This window comes from Lactiplantibacillus paraxiangfangensis (genome assembly GCF_036246185.1).
GTDB classification, from domain to species: Bacteria; Bacillota; Bacilli; order Lactobacillales; family Lactobacillaceae; genus Lactiplantibacillus; species Lactiplantibacillus paraxiangfangensis.
Map to the genome: position 1 here is coordinate 114,168 of NZ_BTPW01000006.1, position 16,666 is coordinate 130,833.

The 16,666-nt window shown below is 45.2% G+C and carries 16 protein-coding genes; 5 read left to right on the top strand and 11 right to left on the bottom strand.

The window, feature by feature from the left end; genetic code table 11:
• Positions 1-99: 99 nt before the first annotated feature.
• From typA to pdhA, 8 genes are all read right to left on the bottom strand, one after another.
• On the bottom strand, positions 100-1,938 hold the full coding sequence (gene typA, locus AAA939_RS04525; RefSeq protein WP_338209518.1) for a translational GTPase TypA: 1,839 nt from the start codon (positions 1,936-1,938) through the stop codon (positions 100-102).
• 189 nt (positions 1,939-2,127) lie between these two features.
• Positions 2,128-2,868 carry an inositol monophosphatase family protein gene (locus AAA939_RS04530; RefSeq protein WP_420914924.1) on the bottom strand — a complete coding sequence of 247 codons (741 nt, stop codon included), beginning with the start codon at positions 2,866-2,868 and terminating at the stop codon, positions 2,128-2,130.
• 45 nt (positions 2,869-2,913) lie between these two features.
• Complete coding sequence (locus tag AAA939_RS04535) at positions 2,914-3,201, bottom strand: UPF0223 family protein (protein ID WP_338209522.1); 288 nt, start codon at positions 3,199-3,201, stop codon at positions 2,914-2,916.
• Complete coding sequence (locus tag AAA939_RS04540) at positions 3,185-4,123, bottom strand: Rossmann-fold NAD(P)-binding domain-containing protein (RefSeq protein ID WP_338209524.1); 939 nt, start codon at positions 4,121-4,123, stop codon at positions 3,185-3,187. The genes AAA939_RS04535 and AAA939_RS04540 overlap by 17 nt, the downstream gene beginning before the upstream one ends.
• Positions 4,124-4,461: 338 nt before the next feature.
• Positions 4,462-5,874, bottom strand: coding sequence for a dihydrolipoyl dehydrogenase (gene lpdA / locus AAA939_RS04545; protein WP_338209526.1), 1,413 nt, complete (start codon positions 5,872-5,874; stop codon positions 4,462-4,464).
• A gap of 7 nt (positions 5,875-5,881) precedes the next feature.
• Positions 5,882-7,189 carry a 2-oxo acid dehydrogenase subunit E2 gene (locus tag AAA939_RS04550; protein ID WP_338209528.1) on the bottom strand — a complete coding sequence of 436 codons (1,308 nt, stop codon included), beginning with the start codon at positions 7,187-7,189 and terminating at the stop codon, positions 5,882-5,884.
• A gap of 61 nt (positions 7,190-7,250) precedes the next feature.
• Complete coding sequence (locus AAA939_RS04555; RefSeq protein WP_003639044.1) at positions 7,251-8,228, bottom strand: alpha-ketoacid dehydrogenase subunit beta; 978 nt, start codon at positions 8,226-8,228, stop codon at positions 7,251-7,253.
• A 1-nt stretch (position 8,229) separates the two neighbouring features.
• A complete protein-coding gene (pdhA, locus tag AAA939_RS04560) occupies positions 8,230-9,342 on the bottom strand; it encodes a pyruvate dehydrogenase (acetyl-transferring) E1 component subunit alpha (protein ID WP_338209533.1) in 1,113 nt (370 codons plus the stop codon).
• Between the two features lie 302 nt (positions 9,343-9,644).
• Between pdhA and def the strand changes: the two genes are divergently transcribed.
• Positions 9,645-10,205 carry a peptide deformylase gene (def, locus tag AAA939_RS04565; RefSeq protein ID WP_338209535.1) on the top strand — a complete coding sequence of 187 codons (561 nt, stop codon included), beginning with the start codon at positions 9,645-9,647 and terminating at the stop codon, positions 10,203-10,205.
• A 50-nt stretch (positions 10,206-10,255) separates the two neighbouring features.
• Here the strand turns inward: def and AAA939_RS04570 are convergent, their stop codons facing one another.
• Positions 10,256-10,747, bottom strand: coding sequence for a hypothetical protein (locus AAA939_RS04570; RefSeq protein ID WP_338209537.1), 492 nt, complete (start codon positions 10,745-10,747; stop codon positions 10,256-10,258).
• A gap of 278 nt (positions 10,748-11,025) precedes the next feature.
• Here AAA939_RS04570 and AAA939_RS04575 point away from each other — a divergent pair, with 278 nt between their 5' ends.
• The 3 genes from AAA939_RS04575 (at position 11,026) to AAA939_RS04585 (ending at position 13,959) form a co-directional block, all read left to right on the top strand.
• Positions 11,026-11,244: a DNA-directed RNA polymerase subunit epsilon gene (locus tag AAA939_RS04575; protein ID WP_057706656.1), complete on the top strand. Its 219-nt coding sequence runs from the start codon at positions 11,026-11,028 to the stop codon at positions 11,242-11,244.
• The gene (gene rnjA, locus AAA939_RS04580) at positions 11,241-12,917 is read left to right on the top strand and encodes a ribonuclease J1 (protein WP_057706657.1); all 1,677 of its coding nucleotides are present in this window, start codon (positions 11,241-11,243) and stop codon (positions 12,915-12,917) included. Before AAA939_RS04575 ends, rnjA begins: the two co-directional genes overlap by 4 nt.
• An 82-nt stretch (positions 12,918-12,999) precedes the next feature.
• Positions 13,000-13,959 carry a diacylglycerol/lipid kinase family protein gene (locus AAA939_RS04585; protein ID WP_338230514.1) on the top strand — a complete coding sequence of 320 codons (960 nt, stop codon included), beginning with the start codon at positions 13,000-13,002 and terminating at the stop codon, positions 13,957-13,959.
• Between the two features lie 54 nt (positions 13,960-14,013).
• Here the strand turns inward: AAA939_RS04585 and AAA939_RS04590 are convergent, their stop codons facing one another.
• Together AAA939_RS04590 and AAA939_RS04595 are read right to left on the bottom strand one after the other, a co-directional pair.
• Positions 14,014-14,217 carry a hypothetical protein gene (locus AAA939_RS04590; RefSeq protein WP_057706659.1) on the bottom strand — a complete coding sequence of 68 codons (204 nt, stop codon included), beginning with the start codon at positions 14,215-14,217 and terminating at the stop codon, positions 14,014-14,016.
• A gap of 166 nt (positions 14,218-14,383) precedes the next feature.
• Positions 14,384-15,826, bottom strand: a complete 1,443-nt coding sequence (locus AAA939_RS04595; protein WP_338209540.1) for a C40 family peptidase — start codon at positions 15,824-15,826, stop codon at positions 14,384-14,386.
• A gap of 503 nt (positions 15,827-16,329) precedes the next feature.
• Between AAA939_RS04595 and AAA939_RS04600 the strand changes: the two genes are divergently transcribed.
• Positions 16,330-16,666 (top strand): transposase family protein (locus AAA939_RS04600; RefSeq protein WP_338230516.1); only part of this gene is annotated, 337 nt, incomplete at its 3' end.

The following is a 16,666-nucleotide window of genomic DNA, read 5'->3' on the forward strand; positions in this document are numbered from 1 at the left end:
GCCTAAAGCGACCACAAAAAAAGGCCTTCAGAAATTTTACTTTCTGAAGGCCTTTTTCAAGTGCAATGACGCACTCGTTGTTAAGATAATTAATTAGTCTTACTTGTTCATCTTACGTTTCTTAGATTCTTTTTCACGTGAGCTCGTGTTCAAGATACGTTTCCGTAAACGAACGTGATCTGGCGTAATTTCACAGAATTCGTCACTGTTCAAGAATTCTAAGGATTCTTCCAACGTCAAATGCGTAGGAGTCTTGATTGTTGCAGTCAAGTCCTTGTTAGAAGAACGAACGTTGGTCATGTTCTTACCCTTGGTGATGTTAACCGAAATGTCGTTTTCACGACTGTTTTGGCCGACGATCATCCCTTCGTATACGTCAGTACCTGGGTCGACAAAGATCGTCCCACGTTCTTCGATACCCATCGTTGCGTAAGTGGTAGTTTTACCTTGGTTGATTGAAACTAAGGCACCGTTACGACGACCAGGGTTCCAGTTCTTGATAACTGGTAAATACTTAGAGAAGGTATGGTTCATGATCCCATATCCACGCGTTAATGATAAGAATTCAGTTGAATAACCGATCAAACCACGTGAAGGTGCTAAGAACGTCAAACGCGTCTGGTTGTTACCAGTGCTTTCCATGTTCTTCATTTCAGCCTTACGCTTAGCTAAGGTATCAATGATTGAACCAGTGTATTCGTCTGGCGTATCAATTTGAACAGATTCAAATGGTTCGCAGCGTTGGCCATCCACGTCACGGTAGATAACTTCTGGACGAGATGCTTGTAATTCATAACCTTCACGCCGTAACGTTTCGATTAAGATTGACAAATGCAATTCCCCACGACCAGAAACGACCCATGAACCGGGTTCGTCAGTGTCGTCAACACGGAGTGAAACATCGGTTTCAAGTTCAGACTTCAAACGCAATTCCAATTGACGGGCTGTCACAAACTTCCCTTCCTTACCAGCAAATGGTGAGGAGTTAGTTCCGAAAGTCATTTGTAAAGTTGGTTCGTCAATCCGTAAGATTGGCAAAGCTTCTTGGTTAGCAGAATCTGCAACGGTTTCACCAACGTTGATGTCTTCCATCCCAGAAACGGCAACCAAGTCACCGGCGCGTGCTTCGTCGATTTCAAGACGTTGTAACCCGAAGAACCCGAATAACTTAGTCACCCGGAAGTTCTTAACGCTACCGTCAAGCTTCATAACCGAAACACTGTCCCCAACTTTGATAGCGCCACGGAAAACCCGGCCAATCCCAACACGACCAACATAGTCGTTGTAGTCTAATAAGGCTACTTGGAATTGTAAAGGTTCGTCAGAGTTATCAATTGGTGCTGGAATCGTCTTAACGATGGTGTCAAAGATTGGCTTCATCGTGTGTTCCTGCTTAGCAGGATCTGATTCGTAGCTTGAAGTCCCATTTAAAGCTGAAACGTAAACCACTGGGAAGTCCAATTGTGATTCGTCGGCGCCTAATTCGATGAAGAGGTCTAAGACTTCGTCCACAACTTCTTCAGGACGGGCACCCGGACGGTCGATTTTGTTGATAACGACGATTGGGGTTAAATGTTGTTCCAAAGCTTTCTTTAAAACGAACCGTGTTTGAGGCATTGTTCCTTCAAAAGCATCAACAACTAACAAAACACCGTCAACCATGCGCATGATACGTTCAACTTCACCACCGAAGTCAGCATGTCCTGGGGTATCCAAAATGTTAATTTGCTTGTCGCCATAGCGAACAGCCGTGTTCTTTGAAAGGATCGTGATACCGCGTTCCTTTTCAATGGCATTAGTGTCCATGGCCCGATCACCAATCGTCGTGTGTTCGTCAAGGGTATCCGATTGTTTAAGCATTTCGTTAACCAACGTCGTTTTACCGTGGTCAACGTGGGCAATAATGGCAATGTTGCGGATATCATCTCTAAATTTCAAAATTGATCTTCCTTTCATCCTTCAAAATTCTTACTATCTTCAGACAGCAGAAATCTTACATATATTAATACAAACCGTCGTTACTATCAAGTTACAAGGGTCAGCTTAATAAGCTCGTAACGACGTTTTCACTGGTTTTCATCCGGTGGCATAAAAAAACTGTGACGTATGGGTCACAGTCCCATCATTTTACTTGACGATTGCCAAGACGGCGCGTTGTGCGCGCTTAGTCGCTACTAGTACAGCACCAGATGATAACATATTTACGGGCGTGCCGTCAACTTGCGTCATAACGAGGCCTAAACTTTCAGCCAATACGCGGCCGGCCGCAAAATCCCACGGACGCAAGTAGGACAAGTAACCAACCAGCTCACCAGCAAGCACCTGTCCAATTTGAACCCCGGCGCTACCTAAAATCCGGGCACCTAAACTAGTCGCGATCACCGTTTGCATGTTAAACCGATCATTGATCAGTAACGGCGCACTCGCACCAAATAACCCGTCAGCTAAATCCAAATCCGCCGGTGCCGCCAATGGTTGTCCATTTAACGTTACCCCGACTTCTGGACCACCAGCGTACAACTTGTCGGCCATCACGTCGTAAATATAACCTAACGTTGGTTGCCCATCAACGTAGTACCCCACCATCATGGCAAAGTGATTTCGTTGGTGTACAAAATTCATCGTCCCGTCGATCGGGTCCACAATCCAGACGTGACCACGCATCGTTTCAACCTGGTCACCCCGACCCTCTTCAGCCAAAATATGCGCATCGGCGTCTAACTGCCGAATTTGCTGTACGAGAAAGTCTTCGTTACTATGATCCACGTTAGTGACTAAGTCCCGCCGGCTCGTTTTTTCCGCCACCGTTAGCTGGACACCCATTTTGCTTAAAACATGGGTGCGCGCCACGTGCATGACGTGCTGCATCGATTGATTTAATTTTTCCAATTGTGCTTTTTCCACGTTGGTCACCTAACTTCGGTACGAGAATCGCTGTTTATTAGTTGCTTGTGCAGCCTGAATCGTCCGGTAGATACTGTATCCAGACGCCGCTTCAAACGCACGCCCTAACTGTTTTTCTTCCGACTTGGCTGGCACGACCGTCTTAAATTCGCGGTAAGCGGCTAATAACTCCGCGGTCGGCAGACTTTCCTCATTAGCCGTTTCAACGCATTGATACAGCGTTGTTACCGTAACGATTTCATCAGTTGTCCACGTTTCATTGAGCGGGTATTGGTAATTATCATTTCTGATCGTCATCCTGTTCAAACTCCCCGGCTTCGACCCGGTCAAGTTCATCACGAACCTGAGCCGCAATCTCAGCATATTCTTTTTGTTCCTCGTCCGATAACACCAAGTTTGCTAACCGCTTGATGCCGTTAGCACTGATCAACACTGGTGAAGACAGCCCCACTAATTGATGCGTGGCACTCTCTTGGACGTTAGTAACGGTACCGATAAACGGTGCCTGATTGTAAAAAGCATTTAAGACCTGTACTAATGCTAACACACTCAACGTTGGATTGGTAACGATTGCTGGCGCATCAATTTGCTCCGCGGCCGCCGTCATCTCTTCCATCCCGAAACTCGTATCCTGGTTAGCCAAATAAGTCATCACCGGGGCTGGGCCAATGTACGACCGACTCCATGAGATCAGGTGGGCTTGTGCCGTCCCCACGACAAACGCGTGGACATCGTTTGCCCCTACGTTTAATTGGCGCCGTAAGCCTTGTTCCAACAGCCGACTTTGAGCTAGCGTCCCAAGTCCTAGGACTTTCTGATGATCGACACCGCTGAAACGAGCCGCTAAAACGCTTAAAACAGCGTCGTTTGAACCAGTTAAAATCAATTTTCCATTAAATCCAGCGCCCATTGCGGCGTTCACAAACGTCCGAAACAGTGGCAAGGTCGCCCGCAGATCACCCTCTGCATCCCGATCAGTTGCTAACGGGACTAAGTTGCCGATTATGAGGCAGTCCGCTTGTGAATAGTCTGGCTTGGCTTCAGCGGCCAGCGTAAATTGCCGGCACGTCAGACTAGCGGTCACTAACCCTTGGTAACGAGAAACTTCATCGCTATCAGTAGCGACGACTAATTTTAAAGGCAAATCTTTCGCCATTGCGATCAATATTAATTGTTGTACGAATTCGAATAAGCCACGAATAATAACAGTATTGTTCATGTTAATCCTCCCAACTTTCGCTAATAATTGTACCTAATATGTCAACGAATACAAGTAAACGTTAATAAAAAGTTTACTCTTTTGTAACATTCAGCGTCAAATTCTTTACTAGTCCCGCTTTCCATTTTAACCATCTTCGTCCTAAGTCTAACCCCAATATTCTTTGTTAAGTTACTAACTAAAGCATGTCAGGACATCAACGATAACTGGGCCTAAATTTGTCGTTGACCACCACGCTGTCTGAAGCTATTCTATTCAGTTTCCGTTATTAGTGCTATGTAAAATAAAAGCTTGAGACCACCTGCGTCTCAAACTTTTATTACCGGATATCGGTATCTTTAAATGTGAGTTGGGTATCCCATAGCAACATCAGCTGCTTCTTGGATAACTTCACCCAACGTTGGATGTGGATGAATCGTCAACGCTAAATCTTCCACGTTCATGCCGCCATTGACCGCAACACTTAATTCAGAAATCAAGTCACTCGCGCCAGGACCAGCAATTTGGGCCCCAACAATCGTACCTTCGTCCTTAGTCGTGACTAAGCGGAAGAAACCGTCCATCGAGTTCAAGGAGATCGCCCGACCGTTCCCAGCAAATGGGAACTTCGAAGCGATAACTTTCAAGCCCGCTTTTTCCGCTTCAGCTTTGGTCATACCGACCGTTGCCAATTCTGGATCCGTGAAACATACGGCTGGAACTGACACGTAGTCGTTTGCCGTCTTCTTGCCACTAATTGCACCAGCCGCAACTTTACCTTCTGCAAAGGCTTTATGGGCCAAAGCGGGACCGGCAACAATGTCACCAATGGCAAAGATGTCTTGAGCCGCCGTGCGACCCTGCTGATCAACTTCGATCAAGCCACGGTCCGTTAACTTCACGTCGGTGTATTCCATCCCCATGTCATCCGTGTTTGGCCGCCGCCCGACCGTCACCATCACGTAATCGGCATGGATCGAGCTCTCTTTGCCATCCACAGCATAGGTCACAGTAACGCCACTGTCGTCTTGTTCAGAGTTCTTTGCCATGGCATTGGTGATAACCGTAACGCCCTTCTTCTTAAAGCTGCTCAAGACAAGCTTGACCATATCTTTTTCAAAGTTTGGCAAAATTTGCGGTGTTCCTTCTAAGATGGTGACGTGGGCACCCAAGTTAGCGTAGGCACCAGCTAATTCGGAGCCAATGTAGCCCCCACCAATCACGACTAATTCTTTCGGAACTTCTGGTAAATTCAAGCCACCAGTGGAATCAACCACCCGGCCCTTGAATTTAAAGCCAGGAATTTCCACTGGCCGTGACCCAGTTGCAATAATCAGATGTTTAAACTTATAAGTTTGCCCCGTATGGTCGCCGTTCATTACTCGTAGCGTATGGTTATCATGCATGTACGCTTCACCACGAACAATTTCGACCTTGTGTTTTTTAAGCAGCATCTCAACGCCACCAGTTAACCGGTCGACGACTTGGTGATCCTTCCAGTCCTGAGTCACTTTAAAATCAAGGACGGGGTCTTGGATGTTTTTAATCCCAAAAATTTTACTATCTTTTGTTTCTTGTAGCCGGTGACCCGCACTAATCAATGCTTTTGATGGGATACAGCCGACGTTTAAACATACCCCGCCGATGTATTCTTTTTCAACGATGGTCACCTTTTGGCCGAGTTCCGCCGCACGAATGGCTGCCACGTAACCCCCAGGGCCCGCGCCGATAATCATCGTGTCGCGTTCTTCCGCAAAATCTCCTACAACCATTCTGACATCATCCTTCCATCAAAAGTAATTCTGGATCGTGTAGTAATTGTTTCAGCAAGTTCATTGCCTTTTGAGCCGTTGCACCATCAATTAAACGGTGGTCAAAACTCAAGGATAATTTCTGCATCTTGCCAACGACAATTTCATCATTTTCGTTGACGTATGGTTCTTTACCAATCCGACCAACACCGAGAATGGCAACTTCTGGTTGGTTGATTACTGGCGTAAACCAGCCACCACCGATTGACCCAATATTACTGATGGTCATCGAAGCGCCGCTCATTTCGTTGGCTTTTAACTTACCGTCGTAAGCTTTTTGCGTATTGTCAGTAATTTCCTTGGCAATAGCAAATAGCCCCTTACCTTCAGCGTGCTTAATAACTGGAACTAACAAGCCACGGTCAGTGTCCGTTGCGACCCCAACGTTAAAGTAGTGTTTGTAGACGATTTCATTTGTTGAACCATCAATGGAAGCGTTAAATTCTGGGAATTGTTGTAAGACCGCAACTAACGCTTTAACAATGTATGGTAAGAACGTCAAATGAATGTCCCGTTCAGCAGCCACTTGTTTGTACTTCTTACGGTGTGCCATCAACGCACTAACTTCGACTTCATCGAATAACGTGACGTGTGGCGCCGTATGCTTGCTATTAACCATCGCTTTAGAAATGGCCTTCCGAATAGGGGTCATCTTTTCGCGGGTTTCTAGCTCCGGCGTATCTGAAACGTATGGTTTAACTGGTGTTGGTGCCGGTGCAGCTTCAGCAGGTGCTGGCGTTGCTGCCGTGGCAGCCTTTGGTGCTGGTGCGCCAGTCGCCATTGGTGAACCCGTGTAGCTATCAATATCATGCTTCGTAATTTGACCATGGGCCCCGGTTGGAGTCACTAAACTGATATCAATATCTTTATCACGCGCATACTGCCGTACAGACGGCATTGCTAAAATTCGCTTGTTAGGATCACTTGGCGTTACCGGTGCACCCGTAGCAGGCGCCGGCGTTGCTGGAGTTGACGCAGCCGATTGCGCAGTTGGTTCAGCGGCGGTTGGAGCTGCAGCCGGTGCGGCGTTTTCTCCGGAACCATCATCGATCGTCACGAGCACGTCACCGATTTTAGCCGTTTCACCTTCAGGAATTAAAATATCAATAATTTTACCACTTACTGGTGATGGTAATTCTTCAACTGATTTATCGTTTTGAATTTCAACAAGAGAATCGTCTTCCTTGATTTCATCGCCAGGTTTTACGAGCCATGATGCAATTTCGCCTTCTTCAAGGCCTTCACCAAGCTCTGGTAATTTAAACTCGTAAGCCATTGGATAACTTCCTTTCATGACAGCCGTTAGCGACTGTTTATCAGTACCACGTGACTTTAAACTAATAGTTCAAGATTTCGCGTGTCTTTGCTTCGATTTCGTCTTCTGCTGGTAGCCAGTCGTCTTCAGCTAACCCGAACGGATAAACCGTATCTGGTGCGTAGACCCGACCAACTGGGGCGCTTAAGTAAAGGGCGCCCTTTTCAGCAATCAAGGAAGCGACATTTGCCGCAATCCCTGCTTGACGTTGTGCCTCTTGGATGGCAACGGCCCGGCCCGTCTTTTGAACGGACTTCAAAATGGTCTCTTCATCTAATGGGGACAAGGTCCGCAAATCGACCACTTCAACAGAAATGCCTTCCTTTTCAAGCTTTTCCGCAACCTTTAAGGATTGGTTAACTTGCGCACTGTATGCGATCAAGGAAATATCAGTTCCTTCACGAACGACATTCGCTTTATCTAACGGTACTGTGTAAGCTTCGTCAGGAATATCTGCTTTCATGGAACGGTACAATTTTAAGTTTTCAAGGAAGAAAACTGGGTCATTATTACGAATTGAGGAAATTAAAAGTCCCTTGGCATCGTATGGGTTAGATGGTGTCACCACGCGTAATCCCGGAATCTGTGCGAGGTAGCCTTCTAACGAGTCCGCGTGCATTTCTGGGGTATGCGTCCCACCACCGTATGGTGAACGGATGGTGATTGGCATGTGACGTGTGCCGCCAGTCCGGAAACGTTCCCGTGACATCTGACCCGCAATTGAGTCTAAGGTTTCAAAAATGAACCCTAAGAATTGAATTTCAGGAATTGGACGGAAGCCTTCGAGTGCTAACCCAATGGATAAGCCACCAATCCCAGATTCAGCTAAAGGAGTATCGAAAACACGGTCTTCGCCAAATTCAGCTTGTAGGCCATCGGTCGCCCGGAAGACCCCACCGTTTTTACCAACGTCTTCACCAAAAACCAAAGTCTTTTCGTCAGACCCTAGTTCTAATCGAAGTGCATCGGTAATCGCTTGAATATACGTTTTCTTTGACATGTTACTTCGACTCCTTTGCTTGGAATTCCGTAATTTGTTGTTGAATGTTTTGTGGTTGTTCTTCAAAAACATTCTTCAAAAATTCGGTCATTTTTTGCTTTGGTGCATCGTCCGCTTGTTTAACGGCATCTTTAATGTCTGCTTTAACTTGTTCAACGTAGTCGTTTTCTTGATCTTCTGACCAAGCGCCCTGATCCGTTAAGTACTTGCGGTAACGGATCAGCGGATCATTATCGAACCATGGTTGTTCTTCATCTTTAGTCCGGTAACGCTTAGGATCATCACCCGCGTTAGTATGTGGTCCGAAACGATAAGTTAACGTTTCAATTAGTACCGGACCATTACCAGCAGCGGCAAATTCACGGGCAGCCTTCGTGACTTCGTATACGGCTAAGAAATCCATTCCGTCCACTTGGACACTAGGAATCCCAGCTGCAACACCTTTTTGTGCTAACGTTCGTGCTGCGGTTTGTTTCCGTCGTGGCACTGAAATCGCGTAGCCGTTGTTTTGAACAATGAATACGGCGGGTGCTTGGAACGCACCTGCAAAGTTCATTCCTTCATAGAAGTCCCCTTGCGACGTCCCACCATCACCAGTGTAACTGTAAGCAACCTTATCTTCGGTTCCGTTCTTCTTGATTCCAAGCGCAACCCCGGCAGCTTGGACATATTGTGCACCGATAATAATTTGTGGTGGCATTGCGTGTAAATCTTCAGGATATTCGTTCCCCAACACGTGTCCGCGTGACCACAGGAATGCTTTGTAAACGGGCAAGCCGTGTTGGATTAACTGTGGAATATCACGATAGGCCGGCATTAAGACGTCGGTCTTCTTCATCGCACTGTTACTCCCCATTTCACTAGCTTCTTGTCCTTCGGTTGGTGCGTAGAAACCAAGGCGCCCCTGCCGAGTTAACGCGTTTGAGCGTTGGTGCAAAGTCCGTTCCCAAATCATTAGTTTTAAAAAGTCGACTAACTGATCATTTGAATATTTAGAGACAATTTCAGGTTTGATTACTTTAGCTTGACCATCCATTACTTGCACGGGTTCATAATTTTTCCCCAGCCCATCACGGAGCGCGCTAAAATCAACAATTGGTTTTTCGTTGTCCATAAATGACACATCCCTTTCATGAACGTACGGATAACGGTACTAAACGCATTACCCGTAATCGTTTTCATAATTACAAGTCTAATTTACCATTGCTTTTCACCTTTTGCAAGCCCTTTCAAACGGCGTAAAGTCGGCCTTTTGATTAAGTTAGATTGTGAACTACTTAATTTGTTAGTCAATGTCGCTTTCATTAATTTTCGGGAGTCTTCCTACAATTTATAGCGTGCTTATGCTAAACTAGTTTGTAAGTGTAAACAGCTCGGTCTGTTCAGATCACAGCAAAGTTTTGGAGGTAATTTGGATTGATTAAAATGCGAGATATCATCCGTGAGGGTAACGATACGTTACGCGCGGAAGCTAAGCCAGTTAAGTTTCCACTCAGCGAAACTGACCAAAAGTTAGCTAATGATATGATGGGATACTTAGAAAATAGCCAAGATCCAGAATTGGCTAAGAAGTACGGTCTACGTGCCGGAGTCGGTTTAGCCGCTCCGCAAGTAGACGTTTCGAAACAAATGGCCGCCGTTTTAGTTCCTGGCGACAAAGACGGTGATGACCCAATTTTCAAGGACGTTATTATTAACCCGGTCATCGTTAGTCACTCGGTCCAACCCGGTGCCCTAACGGAAGGCGAAGGTTGCCTTTCAGTTGACCGCGATATCGACGGATACGTCATTCGTCACGACCGGATTACGTTGCGTTATTACAACATGGCCGGCGAACAAAAGAAGATTCGTCTGAAGAACTACCCCGCCATCGTTTGTCAACACGAAATCGACCATCTCCACGGGATTCTCTTCTACGATCACATCAATGCCAGCAACCCGTTTGCGGCTGATGAAGATTTAGTTTTGATTTCGTAAATTTTAGTTCCATCAAAAAAACGGTTGACCAAAATTTGGTCAACCGTTTTTTAACGGCTCGGATTCAGGCGCCGTAAGTCTTCTAAGTATTCTAACGTTGCTTCATTCATTAAATACGCAACATCGATGTGTAGTTTTCCATCCCGTAGCCAAGCATCGGTAACCCGCAACGCCGGGCCGGCATCTTGAAACGCCATGATCTGGTGTGCCGTCGCATACGCCTGGAGCTGATTATTAAATAGCCGGCGGACTTCCGCTAAGTCAGCTTTTGCCATTCCCGGCGTTTCCAAGACGTATTCAAACGCCATGACGCCCCGACCCCAAACATCTGCAACTGGGACTGAATGAATCGTACCGTGAACTTCTTGTACTTCCACGGCACTGGCTAAGTGTCCTAACGCCACTTGCATGCCTTCATCAGCCGTTCGCTGACCGGTCCGGCGAATCTTTAACGCTGCTCGTTTCAATATTTGTCGCCGTAAAATTTCGTAGATCAGGATAGCTAATCCCAGTCCAATAATAATCGTTATGACTGTCCACATAATTGGTTCCTCACAATTCAATTGTACACTCGTTCACAATTTACCAATTTTAAGTGCCTTTTTATCTAGATTTAGCATAGCATGTTTTATATAAAAGTTTGCATTCAACTGACCCGATTTTGTAGAAAGTTAACATTGTATACACCTATCTCAAATTATGCTAAAATGTAAGATAATTGTTGTGTTTACACAACCTGGTGTACGGATCAAACTTTTATTTTTGCTACTATTTAGAACGTTAGCTTCTAAATAAATCTTTTTTATAGGGAGTTTTGTTAATGATTTACAAAGTATATTACCAAGAAACCAAAAAACGGAACCCACAACGGGAAACGACTCAGTCCCTCTACTTAGAAGCAGATACTGAAGTTGCAGCTCGCGTATTAGTGGAAGATAATACCGAATTCAATATTGAGTTTATCGAACCGTTAGAAGGTAACTTCTTGGATTATGAACAAAAAAATCCAGAGTATCAACTAACGGAGTTTAATAAATGAAACGGTTAAACGTTAAAAATAACGAAACCGCCGTTTTTGCAGTCGGCGGTTTGGGAGAAATTGGGAAAAATACTTACGGTATCCAATTTCAAGATGAGATTATCCTGATTGATGCCGGTATCAAGTTCCCCGAAGATGAACTTCTCGGAATTGATTACGTCATCCCCGATTACTCTTATCTAGTTGCAAATCAGCAAAAAATAAAAGCATTGGTGATTACGCACGGTCACGAAGATCACATTGGTGGGATTCCCTTCCTACTTAAACAGATCAACGTCCCAATTTACGCTGGTCCCCTTGCCTTAGCCTTAATCAAGGGTAAGCTTGAGGAACACGGGTTGTTAAAAACCACCGAGTTACACGAAATTAATGAAGACACCGTCTTAAAGTTCCGCAAGACCCGGGTTTCGTTCTTCAGAACGACCCACTCAATTCCAGATACGTTGGGAATTGCCGTCCAAACACCACCTGGCACCATTGTGGAAACTGGGGATTATAAGTTCGATCTGACACCAATTACGAACCAGCCGCCGAACTTGCAACGAATGGCTCACTTAGGTGAACACGGTGTCCTCGCGTTACTTTCAGATAGTACTAACGCTGAACGGCCAATTTGGACCAAATCAGAACGTTGGGTCGCCCATTCAATTCGTCATATTTTTGAAGGCGTTGATGGCCGAATTATCTTTGCCACCTTCGCTTCCAACATTTCACGGATTCAAGAAGCCGCCCAAGTTGCGTTAGAACATCATCGTAAGATTGCAGTCTTCGGTCGTAGTATGGAAGCTGCCATCGTCAATGGTCGTGAACTTGGCTACTTAGATATTCCAGACGAAGCCATCGTTGACGCTAACGATATTCGTTCGTTACCTGCTAACAAGGTGATGATTCTATGTACTGGCTCACAAGGCGAACCCATGGCTGCCCTTTCACGGATTGCTAACGGGACCCACCGACAAATTTCGGTTGAGCCTGGCGATACGGTTATCTTCTCTAGTTCACCGATTCCTGGGAACACATTAAGTGTTAACCACGTTATCAACGAATTGGAAGAAGCTGGCGCACACGTTATCCATGGAAAAGTGAATAACATTCATACTTCTGGTCACGGTGGTCAGGAAGAACAAAAGCTCATGTTACGTTTAATGAAGCCGAAATTCTTTATGCCAATTCACGGTGAATACCGGATGTTGAAGATTCATACTGAGCTTGCTGAACAGTGTGGGGTTCCACTTGACCACAGCTTTATTCTTGAAAACGGTGACGTCCTTGCCTTAACCAAAGATTCGGCCCGGGTAGCTGGTCACTTCGGTGCTGGTGACGTTTACGTGGACGGTTCTGGCGTTGGCGATATTGGTAACGTTGTGTTACGTGATCGTCAGATTCTTTCTGAAGAAGGTTTGGTCGTTGTCGTTGCAACTATCAACCTTAAAAAGAAAGAAATCCAAGCTGGACCAGACATCTTATCTCGTGGATTTGTTTACATGCGTGAATCTGGCGACTTGATCAACGAAGCTCGCCGTCACGTCTTTCGGACAATTCGTCGGAAGATGAAATCTGATAAAGCTAGTGAAGCAACGATTCGCAATGCGATCATTGATGACTTACAAAGTTTCTTATTTGATAAGACTGAACGGCATCCAATGATTTTACCGATGTTAATTATGAACTAAACACTTGCCGGAACGATCCTGTTCCGGTTTTTTGTGGTGTAAGGGTCGGTTACGACCGACTCGATCTTTGCGAGGTGTAAATTTGATTGCTGAATACGACATTATAATTAATGAACTAGCTGGCTCTGGCCGGGGAAAAAGTGTTTGGGAAACGGTTAAACCAATTCTTGAACAACGTCAGATTAAATTTGACTACCACGTCTCCGAATATGCCGGTCACACCACCCGACTTGCGGCCAAATTCGCTGAAAGCGTCCCTGACCGTCCGGAGATTACTCCAGTCCTACTAGTTATCGGCGGCGATGGAACTTTAAATGAAGCCTTAAACGGCCTTATGCAAGTCCCCCGTACGCATCGAATCCCGTTAGGCTATATTCCAGGTGGTTCCGGGAATGATTTTGCCCGGGCACTAGGTATGGCTACTGATCCTGAGATTGCCCTCGCCCAAGTTTTAAATAACATGCGGCCACGCGACCTCAATATCGGCTACTATCACGAAACGCTTAAAAATGAACACCGGTATTTCGTTAACAACGTTGGGTTAGGTTTTGATGCCCAAATCGTTGACGATACTAACCGGAGTAAACAAAAGGGCCGGCTAGGTAAATGGGCCTATTTGAGCAACGCCCTAAAAGCTTACTCACAACAAGAAGGCTTTCCACTGACCGTGCACGTCGGTCGAAAACGCGACTACTACAAGCACGCCTTTTTATGTACCACGTCGAATCACCCCTATTTTGGTGGTGGCGTAAAAATCCTCCCACAAGCGGACTTACACGACGACCAACTGGAACTAATCGTTGTGGAAGAACCACATTGGTGGACGATCATGTGGCTGTTTTTCCTACTGCTCATGGGTGGCCGGCACCTTAATTCACGATTTGTGCACCACTACCGTAGCAACCAGTTGCACCTACTCGTCAATTCGGTGGAAGTTGGTCAAATGGACGGTCAGATTATCGGTAATCGGAACTACGATCTCTACTTTTCATCCAAACCGTATCCATTTTGGATTGATACTAGTATTCACAATCATCATTAATCCAATTAAAAAGATCCCGCACTTTTGAAAGTGTCGGGATCTTTTTTTATTATACTAGTCCTCTGAAGCGTTAATTGCTTCCAGAAGCATATCAAGTTGTTCACATTTTTGGGATAAGTGACTCACCCGCTCCTTTAAGTGCGGGTAAATCGTTATGACCCGTGAGCGATCCTGCTGGCGCACAACCAGCCCTTTTAACCGGTCTAATTCGGTATTAGCTTCTTGGTACTCTTCCAGGATCTCAAATCTGTTACTCACTTTAAACACTCCCTTAAAACAATGTCCTAGTTTTCCATTAGAAAAACAGCAAATTTAATATACCACATTCTTAGTGAAGTTTAAATCATAAAATTAGATTTTCTTAAACATAAAAACAGCCACGCTCCCGCATATCGACGAGAACTGGCTGTTTCACTAATTGACGTTATTTGAGCGTACCTGCAAAACTTGGCATGAAGTATGAATTAATTGTCGAAACCTTCACGTTTTGACCACTTTGTGGTGCGGCCACATATTGGTTGTTACCAATATAGATGGCGTCGTGATACGTTGCCCCACGGGAACCCCAGAATAAGATATCCCCTGGTTTGGCATCGGCAACTGAATGGGTCGTAACGTACCCTTCTTGTGCAGTGGTGCTGTGTGGCAATGAGATGCCCGCAGCGTGTTGATAAACATACGATACTAATCCAGAACAGTCCATCCCAGAAAGGCTAGCACCACCCCATACGTATGGAATGTTAGCACTGGCCAACTTCAATGCTAAGCCCGTAACAGAACCGGTCGCAAGGTCGGCATTGTTATTAGCAGCCGCATTGTTGTTAGTACTCGTGTTAGTCGTTGACGCAGCACTTGAACTCTGCTGACTAGCTTGACTAGTTGCGGTTGATGATGAAGTTGCAGCTGAACTTGACGCCTGGCTGGCCGTCGAAGTAGAAGTTGTACTGCTACTCTGAGCAGCTGATACGGGTGCTTGCGAGCTGGCACTCGTTGCGGAACTCTGACTCTGCGTCTGAGTTGACGATGAGCTTGCTGCTGAAGCAGGTGCTTGGCTGGCTGCACTAGCAGTACTACTGCTAGTTTCAGCAACGGCAGTCTTATAGACCGTCTTCTTAGGTGCTTGTGAGCTAGCACTCGTCGTATCAGTCGTTGTTACTGAACTAGCACTCGTTGTACTAGTAGAATCATCTTTAGCGACTGAGGTCGTACTTGCACTAGTGGCATCTTGACTTGCCGAGCTCGTACTGGTTGACTGACTACTTACCGAAGCTGCACTGGTACTTTCAGTGCTACTAGTTGCGGAAGCTTCTGAACTAGAACTCGTTGCAGAAACTGCGCTAGTCGAATCCGTTTTAGCGGATTCACTAGTAGCCTTAGTTGCATCCTTAGCAACAGCTGGTGTTGCAGCACTCTTTGTTGTGGCCCCTGGAACTTGAATGGACTGTCCAACAAGGATCACATCACTGGATAAACCGTTTAACGTCTGTAAGGCGTGTACGGAAGTGTGATATTGATCAGCAAGTGCCCAAAGCGTATCCCCAGCTTTAACGGTATATGTACCTTTAGCTGTTGAAACTGACTTGGTTTTAGTCGTACTGGTAGTTGCTTTAGCGTCCTTTTTTGAACCGCTAACCTGAATTTTTTGACCAACAAAAATTAAATCGGTATTTTCGTCAAGCGCTTGAATCTTATTTAACTTTTCAATGCTTTTGACGGAAACACCGTGTTCTTGAGCGAGACTCCAAACGGTATCGTTAGATGTAACGGTGACCGAGGCAGCATTGGCAGCTTGTCCTGTAGCAAGCAATAATCCAACGGCACCAACCGTACCGGCTAGAACCTTGCCCGTTGTATGTGCTTGTGACATTAAATTCACTCCTTTATAGAAACATCAAATCGAGGCGATCAAGTTGTAATCTAGTTGTAATCTTAAGAAAAGCTTAACGTCTTTTACAAATCATAATTTTATTGTAGCACAATTTAGAAAAATACAAACTAGAATTACTTATTTTTTTACGAAACAGCGTGTTTATTTCGAAAATTAATTAATAACCGCCGTTCGATACAAATGACCGTCAAATCAATGTTTATTAAGTTAAACAAATACCTAACAATACGATAATCTATCATTTAAAAGGTCTATGAAAGCGTTCGCTATCATCATACAAGCAACCGGTTACTAATTTTTCCAAACAAACTAAAAAGGACCCAGCTTTTGACTGCTGAGTCCCCCGTTAGATTTTCTGGCTCTAGAATATTGGGTGTTGATGGATTTCCATCAACACCCAGTTTTTGTGTAAAATAAAAAGGACAACTCCCCCAATGCACCACTGTACCGACCAAAGTAAAAGTAAAGGCAAGTGAGAAAAGATGTCCCAAAACCATTTTATCGAAGATACTCTTCAAATTAAAGACCCAAATATTATTTGTACTGATATTGATAGTAGTGATCCAAGCAAACAGGTTGTTCACGCCAAACTGACCTATCCTTTAGAGAACTGCCCACTTTGTGGCCAGCCCGAAGTAGTGCGTTTTGGGACTAACCTAATTAATGTCAGAATGCCCCCAGTCAAAGAACGACCAATTATTTTAAAATTGCGTAAGCAACGTTATCGGTGTAACTCCTGTAAGCATACTTTTAGCGCACAAACATCATTAGTTAAACCGCATTGCCAGATATCAGAAGATACGAAGCAAATGATTATCT

Coding starts and splice junctions, on each gene's coding strand:
- rnjA (WP_057706657.1), top strand. CDS start 11,241: ATGAAACGGTTAAACGTTAAAAATAACGAAACCGCCGTTTTTGCAGTC.
- AAA939_RS04530 (WP_420914924.1), bottom strand. CDS start 2,868: ATGCAGCACGTCATGCACGTGGCGCGCACCCATGTTTTAAGCAAAATG.
- AAA939_RS04550 (WP_338209528.1), bottom strand. CDS start 7,189: ATGGCTTACGAGTTTAAATTACCAGAGCTTGGTGAAGGCCTTGAAGAA.
- lpdA (WP_338209526.1), bottom strand. CDS start 5,874: ATGGTTGTAGGAGATTTTGCGGAAGAACGCGACACGATGATTATCGGC.
- AAA939_RS04535 (WP_338209522.1), bottom strand. CDS start 3,201: ATGACGATCAGAAATGATAATTACCAATACCCGCTCAATGAAACGTGG.
- AAA939_RS04570 (WP_338209537.1), bottom strand. CDS start 10,747: ATGTGGACAGTCATAACGATTATTATTGGACTGGGATTAGCTATCCTG.
- AAA939_RS04555 (WP_003639044.1), bottom strand. CDS start 8,228: ATGTCAAAGAAAACGTATATTCAAGCGATTACCGATGCACTTCGATTA.
- AAA939_RS04595 (WP_338209540.1), bottom strand. CDS start 15,826: ATGTCACAAGCACATACAACGGGCAAGGTTCTAGCCGGTACGGTTGGT.
- pdhA (WP_338209533.1), bottom strand. CDS start 9,342: ATGGACAACGAAAAACCAATTGTTGATTTTAGCGCGCTCCGTGATGGG.
- AAA939_RS04575 (WP_057706656.1), top strand. CDS start 11,026: ATGATTTACAAAGTATATTACCAAGAAACCAAAAAACGGAACCCACAA.
- AAA939_RS04540 (WP_338209524.1), bottom strand. CDS start 4,123: ATGAACAATACTGTTATTATTCGTGGCTTATTCGAATTCGTACAACAA.